General features: G+C 66.3%; 15 protein-coding genes and 3 rRNA genes. 16 read left to right on the forward strand and 2 right to left on the reverse strand.

Going from position 1 to position 22,378, the window contains the following annotated elements; all coding sequences use genetic code 11:
* Positions 1 to 73: 73 nt before the first annotated feature.
* Genes argC through OG205_RS43605 form a run of 9 tightly spaced genes read left to right on the forward strand, consistent with a single transcriptional unit; the run spans position 74 to position 7,942 of the window.
* Positions 74 to 1,087 carry an N-acetyl-gamma-glutamyl-phosphate reductase gene (argC, locus tag OG205_RS43565; protein WP_330273596.1) on the forward strand — a complete coding sequence of 338 codons (1,014 nt, stop codon included), beginning with the start codon at positions 74 to 76 and terminating at the stop codon, positions 1,085 to 1,087.
* Positions 1,084 to 2,256 carry a bifunctional glutamate N-acetyltransferase/amino-acid acetyltransferase ArgJ gene (gene argJ, locus OG205_RS43570; protein WP_330273597.1) on the forward strand — a complete coding sequence of 391 codons (1,173 nt, stop codon included), beginning with the start codon at positions 1,084 to 1,086 and terminating at the stop codon, positions 2,254 to 2,256. The genes argC and argJ overlap by 4 nt, the downstream gene beginning before the upstream one ends.
* On the forward strand, positions 2,253 to 3,122 hold the full coding sequence (argB, locus tag OG205_RS43575) for an acetylglutamate kinase (RefSeq protein WP_330273598.1): 870 nt from the start codon (positions 2,253 to 2,255) through the stop codon (positions 3,120 to 3,122). Before argJ ends, argB begins: the two co-directional genes overlap by 4 nt.
* 20 nt (positions 3,123 to 3,142) lie before the next feature.
* Positions 3,143 to 4,276 carry an acetylornithine transaminase gene (locus OG205_RS43580; protein WP_330273599.1) on the forward strand — a complete coding sequence of 378 codons (1,134 nt, stop codon included), beginning with the start codon at positions 3,143 to 3,145 and terminating at the stop codon, positions 4,274 to 4,276.
* Positions 4,273 to 5,205, forward strand: coding sequence for an ornithine carbamoyltransferase (argF, locus tag OG205_RS43585; RefSeq protein WP_330273600.1), 933 nt, complete (start codon positions 4,273 to 4,275; stop codon positions 5,203 to 5,205). The genes OG205_RS43580 and argF overlap by 4 nt, the downstream gene beginning before the upstream one ends.
* The gene (locus OG205_RS43590) at positions 5,202 to 5,687 is read left to right on the forward strand and encodes an arginine repressor (RefSeq protein WP_330273601.1); all 486 of its coding nucleotides are present in this window, start codon (positions 5,202 to 5,204) and stop codon (positions 5,685 to 5,687) included. Before argF ends, OG205_RS43590 begins: the two co-directional genes overlap by 4 nt.
* Complete coding sequence (locus OG205_RS46880) at positions 5,680 to 5,946, forward strand: argininosuccinate synthase (protein ID WP_442916680.1); 267 nt, start codon at positions 5,680 to 5,682, stop codon at positions 5,944 to 5,946. Before OG205_RS43590 ends, OG205_RS46880 begins: the two co-directional genes overlap by 8 nt.
* 12 nt (positions 5,947 to 5,958) lie before the next feature.
* Entirely contained in the window at positions 5,959 to 7,350 is a 1,392-nt protein-coding gene (gene argH, locus OG205_RS43600) for an argininosuccinate lyase (RefSeq protein ID WP_330273602.1), read from the forward strand.
* Positions 7,340 to 7,942 carry a DNA-3-methyladenine glycosylase gene (locus OG205_RS43605; protein ID WP_330273603.1) on the forward strand — a complete coding sequence of 201 codons (603 nt, stop codon included), beginning with the start codon at positions 7,340 to 7,342 and terminating at the stop codon, positions 7,940 to 7,942. The genes argH and OG205_RS43605 overlap by 11 nt, the downstream gene beginning before the upstream one ends.
* Here OG205_RS43605 and OG205_RS43610 read toward each other — a convergent pair.
* Positions 7,934 to 8,977: a toll/interleukin-1 receptor domain-containing protein gene (locus OG205_RS43610; RefSeq protein WP_330273604.1), complete on the reverse strand. Its 1,044-nt coding sequence runs from the start codon at positions 8,975 to 8,977 to the stop codon at positions 7,934 to 7,936. The two genes, OG205_RS43605 and OG205_RS43610, sit on opposite strands and share 9 nt — an antisense overlap.
* A 43-nt stretch (positions 8,978 to 9,020) precedes the next feature.
* Between OG205_RS43610 and OG205_RS43615 the strand changes: the two genes are divergently transcribed.
* A complete protein-coding gene (locus OG205_RS43615) occupies positions 9,021 to 10,310 on the forward strand; it encodes an SMI1/KNR4 family protein (protein ID WP_330273605.1) in 1,290 nt (429 codons plus the stop codon).
* Here the strand turns inward: OG205_RS43615 and OG205_RS43620 are convergent.
* Complete coding sequence (locus tag OG205_RS43620; RefSeq protein WP_330278367.1) at positions 10,294 to 10,692, reverse strand: hypothetical protein; 399 nt, start codon at positions 10,690 to 10,692, stop codon at positions 10,294 to 10,296. The two genes, OG205_RS43615 and OG205_RS43620, sit on opposite strands and share 17 nt — an antisense overlap.
* A 159-nt stretch (positions 10,693 to 10,851) precedes the next feature.
* Here OG205_RS43620 and OG205_RS43625 point away from each other — a divergent pair, with 159 nt between their 5' ends.
* The 6 genes from OG205_RS43625 to rrf all read left to right on the forward strand — a co-directional run bounded on the left by OG205_RS43625 (position 10,852) and on the right by rrf (position 22,299).
* Positions 10,852 to 12,069 carry a calcium-binding protein gene (locus OG205_RS43625; protein ID WP_330273606.1) on the forward strand — a complete coding sequence of 406 codons (1,218 nt, stop codon included), beginning with the start codon at positions 10,852 to 10,854 and terminating at the stop codon, positions 12,067 to 12,069.
* Positions 12,070 to 12,131: 62 nt separating this feature from the next.
* The gene (locus OG205_RS43630) at positions 12,132 to 15,227 is read left to right on the forward strand and encodes an AfsR/SARP family transcriptional regulator (RefSeq protein ID WP_330273607.1); all 3,096 of its coding nucleotides are present in this window, start codon (positions 12,132 to 12,134) and stop codon (positions 15,225 to 15,227) included.
* Positions 15,228 to 15,270: 43 nt separating this feature from the next.
* Positions 15,271 to 16,545 (forward strand): tyrosine--tRNA ligase, encoded by a 1,275-nt coding sequence (gene tyrS / locus OG205_RS43635; RefSeq protein ID WP_330273608.1) that lies wholly within the window; start codon positions 15,271 to 15,273, stop codon positions 16,543 to 16,545.
* A 577-nt stretch (positions 16,546 to 17,122) separates the two neighbouring features.
* Positions 17,123 to 18,639, forward strand: a 16S ribosomal RNA gene (locus OG205_RS43640).
* A 348-nt stretch (positions 18,640 to 18,987) separates the two neighbouring features.
* Positions 18,988 to 22,070: ribosomal RNA gene (locus tag OG205_RS43645) — 23S ribosomal RNA — on the forward strand.
* Positions 22,071 to 22,182: 112 nt separating this feature from the next.
* Positions 22,183 to 22,299, forward strand: a 5S ribosomal RNA gene (gene rrf / locus OG205_RS43650).
* The 16S, 23S and 5S rRNA genes sit together here, the layout of an rRNA operon.
* The last annotated feature ends 79 nt before the right edge of the window (positions 22,300 to 22,378 follow it).

The following is a 22,378-nucleotide window of genomic DNA, read 5'->3' on the forward strand; positions in this document are numbered from 1 at the left end:
GTGGCCCCGATCGGGTGGCCAGGTGGCCACGCTCCTGTTGAGTGAGTTTGCATGACCGTGCATAATCATGCGCATGACAGTGAGGATCGCGGTCGCGGGCGCCAGCGGGTACGCGGGTGGCGAGCTGCTCCGCCTGCTACTCGGCCACCCGGACATCGAGATCGGCGCGCTGACGGCCAACAGCAGCGCCGGCGACAGACTGTTCAAGCACCAGCCGCACCTCCTGCCGCTCGCGGACCGACATCTACAAGACACCACAGTCGAGACCCTCAAGGGCCACGACGTGGTGTTCCTCGCACTTCCCCACGGTCACTCAGCCGCGCTGGCCGAGCAACTCGGCGACGACACGGTCGTGATCGACTGCGGCGCCGACCACCGGCTGACCAGCGCCGACGACTGGAAGCGGTGGTACGGCGGCGAGCACGCGGGCACCTGGCCGTACGGGCTTCCCGAGCTTCCCAGCCAGCGGGACGCGCTCGTGGGCGCACGCCGCGTGGCCGTTCCGGGCTGCTACCCGACGGTGTCCTCGCTGGCTCTGGCTCCGGCGGTGGACCTGATCGAGGACGAGGTCGTCATCGTCGCCGTGTCGGGCACGTCCGGCGCCGGCAAGTCGTTGAAGGCGAACCTGCTCGGCTCCGAGGTCATGGGTTCCGCCAGTGCGTACGGCGTCGGCGGCGCGCACCGGCACACGCCCGAGATCACCCAGAACCTCTCAGCGGCGGCCGGCCGGCCGATCAAGGTCAGCTTCACACCGGTGCTCGCGCCGATGTCGCGAGGCATCCTCGCCACCTGCTCGGCCCAGCTCAAAGACACCGCAAACGTTCGCGAGGCCTACGAGAAGGCGTACGCGGACGAGCCGTTCGTGCACCTCCTGCCCGAAGGTTTCTGGCCGACGACGAACGCCGTTCTCGGCTCGAACGCCGTCCAGCTGCAAGTCACCGTCGACGAGGACCTGGGCAGGCTCGTGGTCGTGGCCGCCGTCGACAACCTGGCCAAGGGCACCGCCGGTGCCGCTGTCCAGTGCATGAACCTCGCTCTCGGACTGCCGGAAACGACCGGCCTCTCGACCGTTGGAGTCGCTCCGTGAACCGCAACAAGGGCGTCACCGGCCCCCAGGGCTTCCGGGCCGCCGGGATCGCCGCCGGAATCAAGGACTCCGGTGCTCTCGACCTCACGCTCGTCGTGAACGACGGGCCTTCCGACTCCGCCGCGGGTGTCTTCACCACGAACAAGGTGAAGGCCGCGCCGGTGTTGTGGTCGCAGCAGGTGGTTCAGTCCCGGCGCCTCACCGCGGTCGTGCTCAACTCCGGCGGTGCCAACGCGTGCACCGGCCCCGAGGGTTTCCAGGACACCCACGCCACCGCGGAGAAGGTCGCCGAAGTGCTCGGCACCGGCGCCGTCGACGTCGCGGTCTGCTCGACCGGCCTGATCGGTGAGCGCCTCCCGATGGACAAGATCCTGACCGGCGTCGAGAACGTCGCGAAGGAGCTGGACTCCTCGGTGGAGGCCGGGCTCAACGCCGCCACCGGCGTGATGACCACGGACAGCCGCCCCAAGCAGTCGTGGAAGGCCTCCGAGCAGGGCTGGTCCGTCGGCGGGTTCGTGAAGGGCGCGGGCATGCTCGCGCCGAACATGGCCACGATGCTGTCGGTCATCACCACCGACGCCAAGATCTCCGGCGACTCGCTGGACAAGGCGCTGCGCCTGGCCACGTCGAGGACGTTCGACCGGCTCGACGTCGACGGCGGCACGTCCACCAACGACACCGTGCTGGTTCTGGCTTCGGGCGCTTCGGGTGTCGAGCCCGCGTTCGAGGACTTCACCGCGTTGCTGACCGAGGTCTCGGGTGACCTGGTCAAGCAGCTGCAGGGTGACGCCGAGGGTGTGACGAAGGAAATCAGCATCACCGTCAAGCAGGCCGCCACCGAGGCCGAGGCCGTCCACATCGGACGGACGGTCGCCGAGGACAACCTGGTGAAGACCGCGCTCTTCGGCAGCGACCCGAACTGGGGCCGCATCGCGATGGCGCTGGGCCGCGCGGACGCCGAGATCGACCCGGACGTGCTGCAGATCCTGATCAACGGAGTGTCGCTCTACCGAAACGGGACCCGCGACCGAGACCGCAGCGAGGCCGACCTGTCCGGCCGTGACGTCGAGATCGTCATCGACCTCAACGTCGGTGACGCCGAAGCCACCGTGCTGACCACGGACCTGTCCCACGACTACGTCGAAGAGAACAGCGCTTACTCCTCATGAACGCACAAGAAAAAGCGGCGGTCCTCGTAGAAGCGCTGCCGTGGCTGGAGCGTTTCCGCGGTGCGCTCGTGGTCGTCAAGTACGGCGGCAACGCCATGATCGACGACGAGCTGAAGAAGGCGTTCGCCGAGGACATGGTGTTCCTGCGGCTGTGCGGCCTGCGCCCGGTCGTCGTGCACGGCGGCGGCCCGCAGATCAAGTCGATGCTCGACAAGCTCGGCATCCACAGCGAGTTCCGCGGCGGCCTGCGCGTCACGACGCCGGAGGCCATGGACGTCGTGCGGATGGTCCTGGTCGGCCAGGTCGGGCGTGAGCTCGTCGGCCTGATCAACCAGCACGGTCCTTACGCCGTCGGCATCTCCGGCGAGGACGCGCACCTGTTCACAGCCACGCGCCGCGGTGCGATCGTGGACGGCGAGGAGGTCGACATCGGCCTCGTCGGCGACATCACCGAGGTCAACCCGGACGCGGTGCTCGACATCGTGCGTGCGGGCCGCATCCCGGTCGTGTCGTCGGTCGCGCCGGACATCCACGGCGTGCCGCACAACGTGAACGCGGACACGGCGGCAGGCGCTCTCGCGGTCGCTCTCGGCGCGGAGAAGCTCGTTGTGCTGACCGACGTCGAGGGCCTGTACGCGAACTGGCCGGACCGCTCGTCGCTGCTGAACGAGATCCGCGCGGCCGAGCTGGAGAAGATCCTGCCGGACCTGGAAAGCGGCATGGTGCCGAAGATGGAGGCGTGCCTGCGCGCGGTGCGCGGCGGCGTTCCGCAGGCGCACGTGATCGACGGCAGGCTGGCTCACAGCGTTTTGCTCGAAGTCTTCACCACTGAAGGTGTCGGAACGATGGTCTTGGGGGACAAGTGACCTCGCGGTGGCAACAGTCCATGATGGACAACTACGGCACACCTCAGCTGGTTTTGGAGCGAGGTGAGGGCGCGCACGTCTGGGACGCGGACGGAAACCGTTACGTCGACCTGCTGACGGGTCTCGCGGTCAACGCGTTGGGCCACGCCCACCCGGCGATCGTCGAGGCGGTCTCGACGCAGATCGCGAAGCTCGGCCACACCGGCAACCTGTACGTGAACGAGCCCGCGCTGAAGCTCGCCGAACGCCTGCTCGACCTCGCGGGCGAACCCGGCAAGGTCTTCTTCTGCAACTCCGGCGCCGAGGCCAACGAGGCGGCGCTGAAGATGGCGCGCCTCACCGGCCGCACGAAGATCGTATCCACGCTCGGTGGGTTCCACGGCCGCACGATGGGCGCGCTGACGCTCACCGGCCAGGAGCCGAAGCGCGCGCCGTTCGAACCGCTCGTGCCCGGTGTCTCGCACGTCCCGTTCGGTGACGTGGCAGCACTTGAGGCCGCGATCGACGACGACACGGCGGCGTTCATCGTCGAGCCGATCCAGGGCGAGCAGGGCGTCATGGTGCCGCCCGCCGGTTACCTGCAGGAGGTCCGCCGGATCACGTCCGAGCACGGCGCGCTGTTCATCCTCGACGAGGTGCAGACCGGCGTCGGCAGGCTCGGCACGTGGTTCGCGTTCCAGCAGGCCGGGATCGTGCCGGACGTCATGACGCTGGCCAAGGGCATCGGCGGCGGTCTGCCGCTGGGCGCGACGATCGGCTTCGGCGCGGCGGCGGAGCTGTTCAAGCCCGGCCACCACGGCACGACCTACGGCGGCAACCCGGTGTGCTGCGCCGCCGGACTCGCGGTGCTCGACACGATCGCCTCGGAAGGCCTGCTGGAGCACGTTTCGTCCGTGGGCAAGGAGATCGCCGCGGGCGTGGAGGCATTGCACCACCCGGCGATCTCCGGTGTCCGGGGAGCAGGCCTGCTGCTCGGCATCATGCTGCGCGAGAAGGTCTCGGCGAAGGTCGCGGCGGCCGCGCAGAAGGCCGGTTACCTGATCAACCCGATCCAGCCCGACGTGCTGCGGCTCGCCCCGCCCCTGGTTCTGGAAGAGTCCGACGCGCAGGCCTTCGTCGCCGCGCTTCCCACCTTCTTCGAGGAGACGCCGTGAGCCCGAAGCACTTCCTGCGCGACGACGACCTGTCCACCTCGGAGCAGGCGGCGGTGCTCGACCTCGCGGACGCCTACAAGGCGGACCGGTTCACCGCGAAGCCGTTGGCGGGCCCCAAGTCCGTCGCGGTGATCTTCGAGAAGAACTCGACGCGCACCCGGTTGTCGTTCGAGGTCGGCATCGCGCAGCTCGGCGGCAACCCGGTGATCATCGACGGCCGGTCGATGCAGCTGGGCCGCGAGGAGACCATCGAGGACACCTCGCGGATCCTGTCCGGGTACGTCGACGCCGTGGTGTGGCGGACGTTCGCGCAGGCACGCATGGAGGCGATGGCCTCCGTGTCGCGCGTTCCCGTGGTGAACGCGCTGACCGACGAGTTCCACCCGTGCCAGGTGCTCGCGGACCTGCAGACGATCCGCCGCCGTTACGGCAAGCTGGCCGGCCTGACGCTCACGTACCTGGGCGACGGCGCCAACAACATGGCGCACTCGCTGCTGCTCGGCGGTGCCACGGCCGGCATGCACGTCCGCATCGGCGCACCGAAGGGATTCGTGCCGAACCCGCAGTTCCTGGAGGACGCCAAGAAGCGTGCCGCCGAGACCGGTGGTTCGGTCGCGTTGATCAGCGACCCGCGTGAGTCGGTCGACGGGTCGGACGTGCTGGTCACCGACACCTGGACGTCGATGGGACAGGAGAACGACGGCAAGGACCGCGTCGGCCCGTTCCGCCCGTACCAGGTGAACGCGGATCTGCTGGCCGCCACCGGGAAGCCGGACTCGACGGTGCTGCACTGCCTGCCGGCGCACCGCGGCTGGGAGATCACCGACGACGTGCTCGACGGCCCGCAGTCGCTGGTGTGGCAGGAGGCCGAGAACCGGCTGCACGCGCAGAAGGCGTTGCTCGTGTGGTTGCTGGAGCAGTCGTCATGACCCGCACCGCCCGTCAGGGCCGCATCGTCGAGATGGTGGCGCAGCGTGCCGTCCGCAGCCAGTCCGAGCTCGCGAAACTGCTGGCGTCGGAAGGCATCGACGTCACGCAGGCCACGTTGTCGCGTGACCTCGACGAGCTGGGCGCGGTCAAGCTGCGCGGCCCTGACGGCGGTGCGCCGGTCTACGTGATCCCCGAGGACGGCAGTCCCGTGCGCGGCGTCCAGGGCGGGACCACGCGCCTTGTCCGCGTGCTGGCCGAGCTGCTGGTGTCGACGGACTTCTCCGGCAACCTCGCGGTGCTGCGCACTCCTCCCGGCGCCGCGCAGTTCCTGGCCTCCGCGCTGGACCGCGCGGCGTTGCACGAGGTCGTCGGCACGATCGCGGGTGACGACACGATCCTCGTCGTGGCCCGCGAGCCGATGACCGGCGCCGAGCTCTCCGACCGGATCACCGCGCTGGCCTCGGGTTCCGTCGATGAATGAGCCCGTGCACGCCGTTCTGACGTTCGACGCGGGTGTGCCGGTGGCGGTGGACGGCGAGACCGTCTCCGTCGCCGAGGCGGTCCGCGAGCTCAACTTCCGTGCCGGCGTCGTGAAGTCCAGCCTGGGCTCGGTCGCGGTGCGGGTCGCTCGGATGGCTTTGCCGTCGGGTTCCGGCGAGGTCGACGTCGCGCTGTACCAGGGGCGCGTGGTCGGTCTCGTCGCCCGTTCGGAAGAATCGCTTTACGACTTCGCCAGCTGAAAGTTGCGTGTGATGAGTTCTTTGTGGGGTGGCCGGTTCGAGTCGGGACCGGCCGAGGCGATGGCACGGCTGTCGCTGTCGACGCACTTCGACTGGCGGCTCGCGCCGTACGACATCGCGGGCTCGCGCGCGCACGCCCGTGTGCTGCACGCGGCCGGTCTGTTGACGGACGAAGAGCTCGCCGGCATGCAGAAGGCGCTCGACGAGCTGCTCGCCGACGTCGAGTCCGGCGCCTTCACCCCGGTGCTGGAGGACGAGGACGTACACACGGCCCTGGAGCGCGGCCTGATCGACCGCGCCGGAACCGAGCTGGGCGGCAAGCTGCGCGCCGGCCGTTCCCGCAACGACCAGGTGGCCACGCTGTTCCGCATGTGGCTGCGCGACGCGGCCCGTCGTGTCGCCGCCGGTGTGCTGGACGTGGTGGACGCGCTGGCTCAGCAGTCCGAGACGCACTTCGGTGCCGTCATGCCGGGCCGCACGCACCTGCAGTCCGCACAGCCCGTGCTGCTGTCGCACCACCTGCTGGCACACGCGCACTCGCTGCTGCGCGACGTCGACCGCCTGCATGACTGGGACAAGCGCGCCGCTTTCTCCCCGTACGGCTCGGGCGCTCTCGCTGGTTCCTCTCTCGGCCTGGACCCCGCGAAGGTGGCCGCCGACCTGGGCTTCTACGCCCCGGTGGAGAACTCGATCGACGGCACCGCCTCCCGCGACTTCGCCGCCGAGATCGCGTTCGTGCTGGCCATGATCAGCGTGAACCTCTCCCGCGTGGCCGAGGAGATCATCATCTGGACCACCGCCGAGTTCCGCTTCGCGGTGCTCGACGACGCCTGGTCCACCGGCAGCTCGATCATGCCGCAGAAGAAGAACCCGGACGTCGCGGAACTCGCGCGCGGCAAGTCGGGCCGCCTGATCGGCAACCTCGCCGGGCTCCTGGCGACGCTGAAGGCCCAGCCGCTCGCGTACAACCGCGACCTGCAGGAGGACAAGGAACCCCTGTTCGACTCGGTCGAGCAGCTGGAACTCCTGCTTCCGGCCTTCGCGGGCATGGTGGCGACGTTGAAGTTCGACGTCGCCCGGATGGCCTCGCTCGCTCCGGCCGGCTTCACCCTGGCCACGGACATCGCGGAATGGCTTGTGCGCCAAGGCGTTCCGTTCCGCGTGGCCCACGAGGCAGCCGGCGCGTGCGTCCGCGCGGCCGAGTCCCGCGGCGTCGGCCTGGAAGACCTGACCGACGACGAGTTCCTCGCGATCTCGCCCGCCCTGACCTCCGAGGTCCGTTCGGTGCTGACCGTCGAGGGCTCCATCGCGTCGCGCGACGCCCAGGGCGGCACGGCCCCCGTCCGCGTCCGCGAACAGCTGGACGCACTCGTGGCAAAGGCTGCTTCCGCACGTGAGTTCTAGGCTCCTGACCAGGGAGGAGCTGGCCATCGACCCGGTCGATGCCGCCCAGCTCCTCCTCGGTTCGTTCCTGGAGGCAGGCGGCGTGCGGGTGCGCATCGTCGAGGTGGAGGCCTACCGGGGCGGCGACGACCCGGCGTCCCACTGCTACCGCGGCAAGACCCCGCGCAACGAGGTCATGTTCGGCCCGGCCGGCTTCCTGTACGTCTACTTCGTCTACGGCATGCACTTCTGCGCCAACGTCGTGTCTTTGACCGACGGCGTCCCCGGCGCGGTCTTGTTGCGCGCGGGCGAAGTGGTCTCCGGTGAGGACATCGCGTTCTCGCGCCGCCCGGCCTCCCGTTCCGCCGCCGAACTGGCCAAGGGACCCGCACGGCTGTGCAAGGTCCTCGGGCTCGACCGCACGCAGAACGGCCTCGACCTGACGTCCACCGACTCGCCCGTGCGTCTTTATGCAGGCGAACCGGCTACGAAGGTGTTCGCCGGCCCACGCGTCGGTGTCGCCGTGGCGATGGACGTGCCGTGGCGGTTCTGGATCGACTCTCCGGCCGTGTCGACCTACAAGAGAGGCGGCAAACGCCGCCCGTCAGCGTGACAGCCTGTCCAGCGCGGCCTTGAACTCCAGCTCCAGGGCGGGCTCCACCTCGAACACCAGCGGCACCGTCATGTCGATCCGCTCCCCGGCCGTCAACCGCTCGACCAGCGTGTCCGCCACCTCGCGCAGATCCCGCGCCACCCCGTGCATCGCCTCCAGCTGCCGGTCGGCGAACCGCGCCTGCACCCTCGCCGCGGCACGGGCCTGATCGTTCGCATAACTGGTCCCGTGGATGCCCCGCGCCCAGTCGAGGATCTCGTCGAACGTCCGCACGAACAGCTCGCCGAGGTGCACGATTTGGTCCGCGTCCCCCGCCTCGCCGGACCTGCCGAACGCGGCCTCCTGGGTGTCCGCCGTGAAGACCGACTCCACCGCCACCTTGATGATCTCGCTCAGCAGCACGTTGCGGTCCCGGATCAGGTCGATCCCGTTGCCGTGCTCGACCGTCCCGTTGCGCGGCGAGTAACGAAGGAAGTGTTCGCGGTACTTCTGCTGCAGCTCGGCAAGTCCTTGCGCCACAACGGTCGCGTAGAGCAGGTACTCCCAGCCGCGCGGCTTCTCCCGCACCAGCGCGGCCACCGACTTGGGCGTGATCGGGGTCGCGGACGTGAACTCGGCACGGTGTTGCGCGAGCTTCTGCACGACGGACTGCGCGATCACCTCGGGTTCGTGCACGCGCAGGTCCAGGAACCCGATGCTGGGCAGCAGACCCGGCACCTCGGTGTCGTCGAGCTTGATCGGCAGCACGTAGTCGTTCTGCTGCTCCAACGCCCATGCTTGCGCGGTCCTGCGTTCGTGCCGTGCCCACTTGTGCTCAACGTAGTGCCGTGAGGCGAACATCAGCACGTAGCGAACCTTGTGCGTCAACGTCTCCGTGGTGTGCTCGACCAAGTTGATGCCCCACCGCGTGACCAGCTGGTCCTCGTCGTAGTAGACCTTGACGCCGAGCTCCACCAGGCGCCGCACGATCGGCTCGACCTGGGCGCGGTCCTGCTCGGCGAACGAAGGGGCGACGTCGAACTCGTACTCGGCCACCGGGCTAAGGTACGGGTCCATTCGACGTTCTGGGGGGACGTACGTGGAGAAGCTGCTGGCCGAGGTGGCCGCCGAACTCGCTGTCCATGCCAAGACGGATTTCCTGACGCTACGTGCCACGTGCGACAGCGGATACACGGACCACAGGATCACGTCTGGTCTGTCAGAAGACGACCCGGACATCTGGCGACTCAAGTCGTTGGCCGCGCTTGGAGCTGACGGCAACGTGGTCGTCGAAATGAGAGTGGAGTCAGATGGAGCGTTCACAGCGCTGCTGACCGACGGCATCGATCAGAGCACCGGCTACCCGACGCCGAGCTACACCGTTGTGTTCGAACCACGGCCACGTCACGTCATCCCACCGTACGAGCGGACCGAGGTGTCAGCGACCGGTCCGTTGGCGGCCGTCGAAGCCGAGCTCGGCGTGCCGTTGCCGGCCGAGGTGCACGACCTGTATCGCAGCGGGTTCTCTGACTTCGGCGACCACGTGCTGCTGCCCGCAGACGAGATCCTGACTGTGCGAAAACACCTTCTGGACAACGAGGCCCAATTGGCGCACGACCCGGGCAACTGGGCGGAGCCGATCCCGTACACGGCGCCCCGAGACGCCGTGCGGCTCGTCGGCCACCATCCGCTCTGGGTGCCGATCGTGCGGTATCCGTCCGGTGCCGCCCTGTGCGTCGACCTCGCTCCTGGCCCGCGTGGTCGCGTCGGCCAGGTCATCCAGCCTTCTCTGGCCTGCTACCCGCTCGAACTCCTCGCGGACTCCGTGACCGAGTGGCACCGTTCGCCCGAACGCCCTGAGTCGTGCGGCATGAAGGGTCACTACGACGTCACGGACTACGAGGTCGACGTGGTCGCCTACCTGGGAAGCGAGTTCCCGACGCTGCGGGAGCTCGGCCTGCGAGAGCTGGGCGACGCTGATCTGGCGCCGCTCGCGAGCATGGCGGACCTGCAGGACCTGAAACTGAGCGGACGACGTCTGCGGATCGACGGCTTGGCACACCTGCCGCTGGAACGCCTCGAAGTCACCGCGACTGCTGTGGACGTGCCCGCGCTCGAACGGCTGACCCGTCTCAAGGTCGAAGGTGCGCGCGTCGAACTGCCCAATCTGCCGAACTTGCGCGTCCTCGACGTGTCACGCGCGGACGTGGACGTCGAATCGCTGCCGCAGGTTGATCACCTGACGCTGAACGCAGAGCAGTGGCGGCGGTGCACGATGCACACCGCCGCCACGACACTCACAGGCGAAAGCTCACTCGCCAAGGCTCTCGACTGGGCCGAGAGCCTTGGCGTGGAACTGCCGCGCCGCACTATCAGCGGACGGCCGTAGTCCTGCGGTACCAGGCGCGACGGTGTCCGACCGGCAGCGCGATGCGGGTGATCAGCGCGGTCAGCAGACCACCGATGACCAGCCACAGCAGCGCGGCCAGGCCCTCGTTGAGCAGCGTGGCCACGGCCGCGTTCTCCGGCGTGAAGAGGCCGTCCAGGCCGAGGGTGATGCCGTCCGCCCACCCCGCGACGAACTGGAAGAACCCGTTGCCTGCGTTCGCACCCGCGATCACCAGGAAGATGTGCACCAACAGCACGATGGCGAACGTCCAGCACACGACGTCAATGACCGCACAGACGGTCCGCACCGTCCGCACCCTGCGGTAGTCGTCGTCGCGCTCGACGACCTGCTCCTCGACAACCGGCTCGTTCACGCGCGGCATGTGCTCGGTCGGCCGGCGTAACTCCGCATCACGTGGGTCCGTCATGTCGATGGACTTCCCGCCCAGGTAGCACGTCGAAACCCGTTCTCCCAGCTGATGCCCAGAAGTTGCCCAGCCCGCCGAGGCAACGTCCTCCCCACGACAAGGGGAGGAACATTGATGCGAAAGGCAATCCTGGTCACCGCCGGGCTCGTCGGCGCGCTGCTGATCCCGGCGGCGCCCGCCGGCGCGGCGGTGACCTGCAACGGGCTACCGGTGACGAGATCCGGCGACGACGGCAACAACTCGATCATCGGCACCGCGGGCAACGACGTCATCTTCGCTGGTGGGGGCAACGACGTCGTGGTGGGGCTGGGTGGCAACGACACCGTGTGCCTCGGCGCCGGGGACGACCGCTTCGAGGGTGGCGCCGGCAACGACACGATGGTCTCGGATGCGGCCGCGGACGGCGCGGACATGTTCATCGGAAGCCCCGACAATCCGTTCAACGGTGTCGACACCGTCCTCTACAGCGGCAGGACGACGCCGGTCACCGTCACCCTCGACGGCAACGCCAACGACGGCGCGGCAGGGGAGCGCGACAACATCGCCTCCGACGTCACGCGGGTCGTGGGCGGCTCGGGCAACGACGTGATCGACCTGAGCGCGGGCCCTGGCCAGACGAGCGTGGACGGCGGCCCCGGCAACGACACGCTCACAGCGGGAAGCTTCCTCGAGGGTGGCGCCGGTGACGACACCCTCAGACTGGTCACGAACGGCAGCGGGGCATTGGTCGGCGGCGATGGCAACGACAGGCTCTTCGGCGGCCCGTTCAGCGACAGCGTCCACGGCGGCAACGGCAGGGATCGGTTGTCCGGTGGCAGCGGTGACGACACGTTGTTCGGTGGCGACGGCGACGACCTCATCACCGGTGAGGACGGCAGGGACCTCCTCTTCGGCGAGGCGGGGAACGACGAGCTGATCGGCGGTCTCGGCAACGACGCCGCGATCGGTGGCGACGGCAACGACAGCTCCGGCTCGCTGGTGGCACTGGACGGTCCGGACACCTTCGAAGGTGGCGCGGGCATCGACACGGCGAACTACAGCGCACGCCAGTCCGGCGCCGGCCGGACGCTGACGGTGAGCCTGGACAGCGTCGCCAACGACGGCGAACAGGGCGAGGGCGACAACAACCGGATCGACGTCGAGAACGTCAACGGCGGCGTCGGCGCCAACGTCATCACCGGCAACAGCAGCGCGAACGTGCTGCGTGGTGGGCAGTCGGCGGACATCATCCGGTCCGTCGACGGGATCTCGGGCAATGACACCGTCATCGGCGGATTCGGCGGCGACCTCTGCTTCGTCGACCTCGGTGACATCGAGGACTGCGAGTTCTGACGTATCGCGGCTGAGCGCGGCGGCTCTTCACTGGGTGTTCTCCCAACCAGTGGAGGTCCGCCGTGCCCGTCGAGTTCAGGATCCTCGGACCGTTGGAGGTGCTGGCCGGCGGCCGGCCGGTCGTGCTGGGCGGGCCGCAGCAACGGGGACTGCTCGCGTTGCTGCTGATCGAGGCGAACCGGGTGGTCTCGCGGGATCAGGTGGTCAGCGACCTGTGGGGTGAGGTGCCGCCGGCCAGCGCGAGGAGTCTGTTGCACGGTTGCGTCGCCGGGCTGAGGCGGGTGTTGCCCTCCGGCCGGCTGCTGACCCGGCCGCCCGGCTACCTGCTGCGGGTCGAGGCGGGAGAGCTGGACGCCGACCGGTTCGAGGAGCTCACCGACGCCGGCTCGCTGCGGGCGGCACTCGACCTGTGGCGCGGACCCGCCCTGCACGACATCGCGCTCGACTCCTGCCGTCCGGCCGCGACCAGACTCGACGAACGGCGGCTCGCGGTGCTGGAACGCCGGGTCGACCTCGACCTGCGGCTCGGGAGGTTCGCCGAGCTCGCCGCCGAACTGGCCGTGCTGGTGCGGGAGCATCCACTGCGCGAACGGTTCTGGGCGCAGCTGATGCTCGCGCTCTACGGCGCGGGCAGGCAGAGCGACGCGCTCGCCGCGTTCCGGCGGCTGCGGGCCACCCTGGTCGAAGAACTCGGGATCGAACCGAGCTCCGTCCCGAGGCAGGTGGAACAGGCCGTGCTCGCCGGCGGCGACGCGCTCGGTGCGTACTGGGGCCGTTCCGCCGATCCCGTGCCGCGGGCCGCGACTCCCGCGCAGTTGCCCACGGCGATCTCGGCCTTCACCGGACGGGCGGGCGACCTGGACCGGCTCGACGCACTTGCTTGTGGCACAAGGGAAACGACGGCCATCGCGGTGATCGCCGGAGCGGCCGGAGTCGGCAAGACCACGCTCGCCGTGCACTGGGCGCACCGCGTGCGGGACCGGTTCGGCGGCGGCCAGCTGTACGTGAACCTGCGCGGACACGCGCCGGCCGCACCGATGCCGCCGGTCGAGGCGTTGTCCAGGTTCCTGTCGGCGCTGGGAGTGCCGGCCGGGCAGATTCCGCCTGACCTCGACCGCGCCGCCGATCTCTACCGGACGCTGCTCGCCGACCGGCGGATGCTGGTGCTGCTCGACGACGCGCGCGACGTCGAGCAGGTGCGCCCGTTGCTTCCAGGTGGTCCCGGCTCCGCAGTGGTCGTGACCAGCAGATACGGCCTCGGTGGCCTGGTCGCCCGTGACGGTGCGGCCTACTTCGCGCTCGGCGTGCTCACTCCGCAGGAGGCGCACGCGTTGCTCGTCAGGACGTTGGGTGCCGCCCGCGCCGAGGCCGACCCCGGCGCGACGGTCGATCTCGCCCGGCTGTGCGGGTTCCTGCCGCTCGCCCTGCGGATCGCGGCGGCCAACCTGACCCTGCGTCCCGAACGGACCATCTCCGACCACGTCACCGAACTCGCGGCCGACGACCGGCTCGACCGCCTCTCGGTCGTCGGCGACGACGAGACGGCCGTGCGGGTCGCGTTCGACCACTCCTACGCGGCCCTGCCACCGGCGGCCGCCAGGCTGTTCCGGCTGCTCGGTCTCGTCCCCGGACCCGACTTCGGTGTCTCCGCCGCCACGGCGCTGATCGGCGCCGACGCCGGACCGGCGCTGGCACTGCTCGCCGACGCGCACCTGCTCCTGCGACCGGCGCCAGGCCGCTACGCGTTCCACGACCTGCTCCGGCTGTACGCGGCCGAGCGGGAGGAGAACGACGCCGAACGGGCGGAGGCCACCGGCCGGCTGCTCGACTGGTACCTCGGCGGTGTCGACGCAGGCGCGCTGACGCTCTTCCCGCAACGGATCCGGTTGCCCATCTCCGTTGCGACACAGGGCTTTGACGCGCAGGCGGAGGCGCTGGCGTGGCTCGACACCGAGCTCCCGAACCTCGTCGCCGCCGCTCGGCTGGCAGCCGAGCGGGGACCGGCGCGGGTCGCCTGGCTGCTGGCCGACTCGCTGCGCGGCTACTGCTGGCTGCGGATGTGCACGGTCGAATGGCTGGCGATCGCCACCGCAGGTCTCACCGCCGCCACCTCCGCCGACGAGCCGACCGGCCGGGCAGCGGCCGAACTCAGCCTCGCCGACCTGCACCGGCTGCACGGCCGCTACCGGATCGCGATCGAGCACTACACCCAGGCCGTCGAGCAGGCACGGTCCGGCGGATGGCTCGGCGGCGCGAACATCGCGCTGAGCAACCTGGGCACCGCGTACTTCTGGCTGGGCGAGCTGCCCGCGGCCGCCGAGCACTACCGGCAGAGCCTCGAGGTGGCGGTCCGGACCGGACGTGTGGCGGGAGAGGCGAACACACTCGGCAACCTCGGCCTCGTCTGCCAGCTGCAGGGCGAACTCGACCGTGCCGCCGAGCACCACACCCGCGCGCTCGACCTGCACCGCCGACTCGGAAATCGCAGCAACGAGGCGGTGAACCTCGCGAACCTCGGCGAGACCTACCACCTGCTCGGCCGGTTCGACGCCGCGCACGACCACGTCAGCCGGGCACTGGCCCTGCACCGGGAGATCGGCGACCGCGGTGCCGAGGCGGAGTCGTTGCGCGTCCTCGCCGAGATCTGGCTGGACCAGGGCGAACACGACCGCGCGCTGGACAGCGCCGTCGAGGCGGTCGCGCTGGCCGCAGACACCGGCCACCTCCCGGTGCGGACCAACGCGCTCAACACCCTCGGCGGAATCCGCCTGCGCCTCGGTCAAGCCGCCGAGGCTCGCGCCGACCACGATCGCGCGCTGCGGCTCGCACGTGACGCGAACACCGGTTATGCCGAGGTCGTCGCCCTCTCCGGCCTCGCCGCCTGTCATCTCCGGCTGGGCGACCACGACCACGCGCGGATCCTGGCCGAACACGCGCTCGCCGAGGCCGACCGGGTCGGGTTCCGCATCGCCGCGGCTCAGGCGCTCACCGTGTTGCTCGACGTCCACCTCACCAGTGGCGACCTGCCCCAGGCACTCGCGTGTGGCGAACGCGCACTCGCGCTGCACCGGTCCACCGGTCATCGCCACGGCGAGGCGCGCACCGCACAGCTGCTCGGGCACGCCCGTCAGGCCGCCGCCCGTGCGCTGCTCAGGTAGGCACCCCGAATTCGGTTTGGGCAGGTAGGGGAGAATGAGTGCCGTGAGCGAGCACATCCTTGACGAACTGTCCTGGCGCGGCCTGATCGCGACGTCCACCGACCTCGACGCACTCCGGAAGGACCTGGACGCCGGCCCGCTCACGCTCTATTGCGGTTTCGACCCGACGGCGAAGTCGCTGCACGCCGGCAACATGGTCCCGTTGCTCATGCTGCGGCGCTTCCAGAAGGCGGGGCACCGGCCCATCGTCATGGCGGGTGGCGCCACGGGCATGATCGGCGACCCGCGCGACAGCGGCGAGCGCACGCTGAACTCGCTGGACACCGTCGCCGAGTGGGCCGAGCGCATCCGCGGCCAGCTGGAGCGGTTCGTGGACTTCGACGACTCGCCCACGGGCGCCGTCGTCGAGAACAACCTCAACTGGACGGGCCAGATCAGCGCGCTGGAGTTCCTGCGCGACGTCGGCAAGCACTTCTCGATCAACGTCATGCTGTCGCGGGAGACGGTGAAGCGCCGCCTCGAAGGCGACGGCATGTCGTACACCGAGTTCAGCTACCTGCTGCTGCAGTCGAACGACTACCTGGAGCTGAACCGCAGGTACGGCACCGCGCTGCAGGTCGGCGGCTCGGACCAGTGGGGCAACATCGTCGGCGGCGTCGACCTGATCCGCCGGGTCGAGGGCAAGCACGTGCACGCGCTGACCGCGCCGCTGGTCACCGACGCCGAGGGCCGCAAGTTCGGCAAGTCCACCGGCGGCGGCAACCTGTGGCTCGACCCGGAGATGACGTCGCCGTACGCCTGGTACCAGTACTTCGTGAACGCCGACGACGTCACGGTGCTGAACTACCTGCGCCTGTTCACGTTCCTCACCCGTGAGGAGCTGGACGAGCTGGAGAAGCAGACCGCGGAGGCGCCGCACCAGCGTGCCGCGCAGAAGCGTCTCGCGCAGGAGTTCACCGACCTGGTCCACGGCGAACGCGCGACGCAGCAGGTCATCCTCGCGTCGTCGGCGCTGTTCGGCCGGGGCGAGCTGCGTGACCTGGACGCGTCGGTGCTGGAGGCGGCACTGGCCGAGGCGCCCAAGGGCCAGGTGCGGCTGGCGGACGAGCCCACGATCGTCGACCTGCTGATCGCGTCGGGCCTGGCGGACAGCCGGGGTGCCGCGCGGCGGACGGTCAACGAGGGCGGTGCCTACGTGAACAACGCGAAGGTGACCGACGAGGAGTGGAAGCCGGCGTCGTCGGATCTGCTCCACGGCAAGTTCCTGGTGCTCCGCCGCGGCAAGCGCAACAACGCAAGCGTGCACGTAGAGCTCTGACCTGCACGTTCTGGTCGTAGAAGGCCGCCGATCCCACCTGGGACCGGCGGCCTTCGATCTTTCTGGCTGTGATCGCGGTCACAGTGTGCGGGGATCGAGCCTGGGATAGCTTGTTCATGGGTCCTGTACGGGGCTGTTGACCTGCGGTTTCTTAACCGCGGGCGACCATGGTGCCCCCGATTTGACCCTGCGTTGGCGTGCGTGTAACTTTCTCCATGTCAGCGAGGAACGGGCCGGGAACACCGGAACGGAGCGCGACGCAGATCACGAACCAAGCTTCCATGGACTGTGGTAGAGTGGGTGATCTGGAAACGACGAAGACCCAGCCGGTAGCTCTTCTGAGCTCAGAGGCCAAGGGCGTCGGAAGTTTCAATCACAAAGCTTAAGTACGACACAGCCCCGGAAGCGACATCTCTCCGTGAGACTAGCTGCGGTGTGCGCGTGTTCTTTGAGAACTCAACAGCGTGCCGAAACACAGCCAGTAATATATGAATTACCTCCTCGTCGAGGTAGTTCCTTTGAGGCAAGACCAGATTGATGCCAGACATATTCCGTCTGGAGCGATCAAACATAATCCTTATTGGAGAGTTTGATCCTGGCTCAGGACGAACGCTGGCGGCGTGCTTAACACATGCAAGTCGAGCGGTAAGGCCCTTCGGGGTACACGAGCGGCGAACGGGTGAGTAACACGTGGGTAACCTGCCCTGTACTCTGGGATAAGCCTTGGAAACGAGGTCTAATACCGGATACGACCACGGGATGCATGTCTTGTGGTGGAAAGTTCAGGCGGTATGGGATGGACCCGCGGCCTATCAGCTTGTTGGTGGGGTAATGGCCTACCAAGGCGACGACGGGTAGCCGGCCTGAGAGGGTGACCGGCCACACTGGGACTGAGACACGGCCCAGACTCCTACGGGAGGCAGCAGTGGGGAATATTGCACAATGGGCGAAAGCCTGATGCAGCGACGCCGCGTGAGGGATGACGGCCTTCGGGTTGTAAACCTCTTTCAGCAGGGACGAAGCGCAAGTGACGGTACCTGCAGAAGAAGCACCGGCTAACTACGTGCCAGCAGCCGCGGTAATACGTAGGGTGCGAGCGTTGTCCGGAATTATTGGGCGTAAAGAGCTCGTAGGCGGTTTGTCGCGTCGGCCGTGAAAACTTGGGGCTTAACTCCAAGCTTGCGGTCGATACGGGCAGACTTGAGTTCGGCAGGGGAGACTGGAATTCCTGGTGTAGCGGTGAAATGCGCAGATATCAGGAGGAACACCGGTGGCGAAGGCGGGTCTCTGGGCCGACACTGACGCTGAGGAGCGAAAGCGTGGGGAGCGAACAGGATTAGATACCCTGGTAGTCCACGCCGTAAACGGTGGGTGCTAGGTGTGGGGGGCTTCCACGCCCTCTGTGCCGCAGCTAACGCATTAAGCACCCCGCCTGGGGAGTACGGCCGCAAGGCTAAAACTCAAAGGAATTGACGGGGGCCCGCACAAGCGGCGGAGCATGTGGATTAATTCGATGCAACGCGAAGAACCTTACCTGGGCTTGACATGGACTAGAAAGCTCTAGAGATAGAGCCTCCCTTGTGGCTGGTTCACAGGTGGTGCATGGCTGTCGTCAGCTCGTGTCGTGAGATGTTGGGTTAAGTCCCGCAACGAGCGCAACCCTCGTTCCATGTTGCCAGCGGGTAATGCCGGGGACTCATGGGAGACTGCCGGGGTCAACTCGGAGGAAGGTGGGGATGACGTCAAGTCATCATGCCCCTTATGTCCAGGGCTTCACACATGCTACAATGGCCGGTACAAAGGGCTGCTAAGCCGCGAGGTGGAGCGAATCCCATAAAGCCGGTCTCAGTTCGGATCGGGGTCTGCAACTCGACCCCGTGAAGTCGGAGTCGCTAGTAATCGCAGATCAGCAACGCTGCGGTGAATACGTTCCCGGGCCTTGTACACACCGCCCGTCACGTCACGAAAGTCGGTAACACCCGAAGCCCGTGGCTCAACCCGCAAGGGGGAGAGCGGTCGAAGGTGGGACTGGCGATTGGGACGAAGTCGTAACAAGGTAGCCGTACCGGAAGGTGCGGCTGGATCACCTCCTTTCTAAGGAGCATCTACCGCTGACCTCAAGCGAATGTCTTGAGCAGTGGTCAGAACTCAACCCGACCTTGATGTTGGGTGAGGCTCATTAGTGGATGCTGGCTGGCTAGACGTTCGGTTGTTTCGACAGTAAGTACTGCAGGCTTGCCTGCGTGGAAAGGTGTCGAGAGGGCTGGGTGAACAGATCGGTACGCTGTTGGGTCCTGAGAGAACACGCTTTTGTGTGTCTTTCGGTGATCGGCTACTTGCCGCGGATGAACCACTCGGTCTTTGGATCGGGCCGGCGTTCGCAATCGAGCAGGTGGGTCTGATTGTTCTTTGAGAACTGCACAGTGGATGCGAGCATCTTTGTAGCAAGTTAGTAAGGGCATACGGTGGATGTCTTGGCACCAGGAGCCGATGAAGGACGTAGGAGACTGCGAAAAGTCTAGGGGAGCTGTCAACCGAGCTGAGATCCTAGAATTTCCGAATGGGGAAACCCGGACCCAGTCATGTGGGTTCACCCATACCTGAACACATAGGGTATGTGGAGGGAACGCGGGGAAGTGAAACATCTCAGTACCCGCAGGAAGAGAAAACAACCGTGATTCCGTGAGTAGTGGCGAGCGAAAGCGGATGAGGCTAAACCGCGTCTGTGTGATACCCGGCAGGGGTTGCATTCGCGGGGTCGTGGGACCTCTTGGTCAGTTCTGCCGAACTGGCAAACAGTCAGAAAACGTGTGGTTAGAGGAATACGTCTGGAAAGCGTGAGCGTAGAGGGTGAAACTCCCGTACTCGAAAACCTATCGTCTGTTTAGAGTGTTCCCAAGTAGCAGCGTACTCGTGAAATTCGCTGTGAATCTGGCGGGACCACCCGCTAAGCCTAAATACTCCCTGGTGACCGATAGCGGACTAGTACCGTGAGGGAAAGATGAAAAGTACCCCGGGAGGGGAGTGAAATAGTACCTGAAACCGTGTGCCTACAATCCGTCGGAGCCTTTAGGGGTGACGGCGTGCCTTTTGAAGAATGAGCCTGCGAGTTAGTGCTACGTGGCGAGGTTAACCCGTGTGGGGTAGCCGTAGCGAAAGCGAGTCTGAATAGGGCGCTTGAGTCGCGTGGTCTAGACCCGAAGCGGTGTGATCTAGCCATGGCCAGGGTGAAGCGCGGGTAAGACCGCGTGGAGGCCCGAACCCACCAGGGTTGAAAACCTGGGGGATGAGCTGTGGTTAGGGGTGAAAGGCCAATCAAACACCGTGATAGCTGGTTCTCCCCGAAATGCATTTAGGTGCAGCGTCGTGTGTTTCACCACGGGGGTAGAGCACTGGATGGTCTAGGGGGCCTACAAGCTTACCGAAATCAACCAAACTCCGAATACCGTGGTGTGAGAGCGCGGCAGTGAGACTGCGGGCGATAAGGTTCGTAGTCGAGAGGGAAACAGCCCAGAACGCCAGCTAAGGTCCCTAAGTGTGTGCTAAGTGGGAAAGGATGTGGGGTCGCACAGACAGCCAGGAGGTTGGCTTAGAAGCAGCCACCCTTTAAAGAGTGCGTAATAGCTCACTGGTCAAGTGGTCCTGCGCCGACAATGTAGCGGGGCTTAAGCACACCACCGAAGCTGTGTCATTTCGAGTTTACTCGGGATGGGTAGGGGAGCGTCGTGTAGCGGTTGAAGCGGCGGAGTAATCCAGCCGTGGACGCTATGCGAGTGAGAATGCAGGCATGAGTAGCGAAAGACGAGTGAGAAACTCGTCCGCCGGATGACCAAGGGTTCCTGGGCCAGGCTAATCCGCCCAGGGTAAGTCGGGACCTAAGGCGAGGCCGACAGGCGTAGTCGATGGACAACGGGTTGATATTCCCGTACCCGTGTGAACGCGCCCATGATGAACCTTGTGATACTAACCGCCCAAAGCACCTCCTGAAAGCCTTCGGGCCGATGGGGACTGTGGAGCGCGGGACCTGAACTTGTAGTAGTCAAGCGATGGGGTGACGCAGGAGGGTAGCTCCGCCAGTGAGTGGTAGTACTGGTGCAAGCGTGTAGGCCGAAGCATAGGCAAATCCGTGCTTCATTAAGGCTGAGACGTGATGCGTAGCCGATTGAGGCGAAGTAGAGTGATCCCATGCTGCCGAGAAAAGCCTCTAGCGAGCTTTCACGCGGCCCGTACCCCAAACCGACACAGGTGGTCAGGTAGAGAATACCAAGGCGATCGGGCGAACTGTGGTTAAGGAACTCGGCAAAATGCCCCCGTAACTTCGGGAGAAGGGGGGCCGTAGCGCTTGAAGCCTCTTGCAGGCTAGGGCGAGACGGCCGCAGAGACCAGCGAGAAGCGACTGTTTACTAAAAACACAGGTCCATGCGAAGTCGCAAGACGATGTATATGGACTGACGCCTGCCCGGTGCTGGAACGTTAAGGGGACCGGTTAGTCCTTCGGGGCGAAGCTGAGAACTTAAGCGCCAGTAAACGGCGGTGGTAACTATAACCATCCTAAGGTAGCGAAATTCCTTGTCGGGTAAGTTCCGACCTGCACGAATGGCGTAACGACTTCTCGACTGTCTCAACCGCAGGCCCGGCGAAATTGCATTACGAGTAAAGATGCTCGTTACGCGCGGCAGGACGGAAAGACCCCGGGACCTTTACTATAGCTTGGTATTGGTGTTCGATTCGGCTTGTGTAGGATAGGTGGGAGACTGTGAAGCGCTGACGCCAGTCAGTGTGGAGTCAACGTTGAAATACCACTCTGGTCGTATTGGATGTCTAACCTCGGTCCGTGATCCGGATCAGGGACAGTGCCTGGTGGGTAGTTTAACTGGGGCGGTTGCCTCCCAAAGAGTAACGGAGGCGCTCAAAGGTTCCCTCAGCCTGGTTGGCAATCAGGTGTTGAGTGCAAGTGCACAAGGGAGCTTGACTGTGAGACTGACGGGTCGAGCAGGGACGAAAGTCGGAACTAGTGATCCGGCCATGGCTTGTGGAAGCGTGGTCGCTCAACGGATAAAAGGTACCCCGGGGATAACAGGCTGATCTTCCCCAAGAGTCCATATCGACGGGATGGTTTGGCACCTCGATGTCGGCTCGTCGCATCCTGGGGCTGGAGTAGGTCCCAAGGGTTGGGCTGTTCGCCCATTAAAGCGGTACGCGAGCTGGGTTTAGAACGTCGTGAGACAGTTCGGTCCCTATCCGCCGCGCGCGTAGGATACTTGAGGAAGGCTGTCCCTAGTACGAGAGGACCGGGACGGACGGACCGCTGGTGTGCCAGTTGTTCTGCCAAGAGCATTGCTGGTTGGCTACGTTCGGAAGGGATAACCGCTGAAGGCATCTAAGCGGGAAGCTCGTTCCAAGATGAGGTATCCCACCCTTCGTGGGTTAAGGCCCCCAGCTAGACCACTGGGTTGATAGGCCAGAGGTGGAAGACCGGTAACGGTTGGAGCTGACTGGTACTAATAGGCCGAGGACTTGTTACAAAGACGCTACGCATCCACTGTGCGGTTCTGGAAGAACAACCAGAACCGATCGAACCCGCTACGGGCCTTCTGGGTCTGTTGGATCGGGGTTCTAGGTTGAATTCCATAGTGTTTCGGTGGTCATAGCGTTGGGGAAACACCCGGTCCCATTCCGAACCCGGTAGTTAAGCCCTTCTGCGCCGATGGTACTGCACTGGTTACGGTGTGGGAGAGTAGGTCGCCGCCGAACTTTACTTCCCTGAAGGGGCTTGTGATCGCGGGGCACAATTACAGTGCTTCGATCACAGGCCCCTTTCAGCGTGTCCATA

The organism is Lentzea sp. NBC_00516 (assembly GCF_036346835.1).
In the GTDB taxonomy this organism is placed as follows: Bacteria; Actinomycetota; Actinomycetes; order Mycobacteriales; family Pseudonocardiaceae; genus Lentzea; species Lentzea sokolovensis.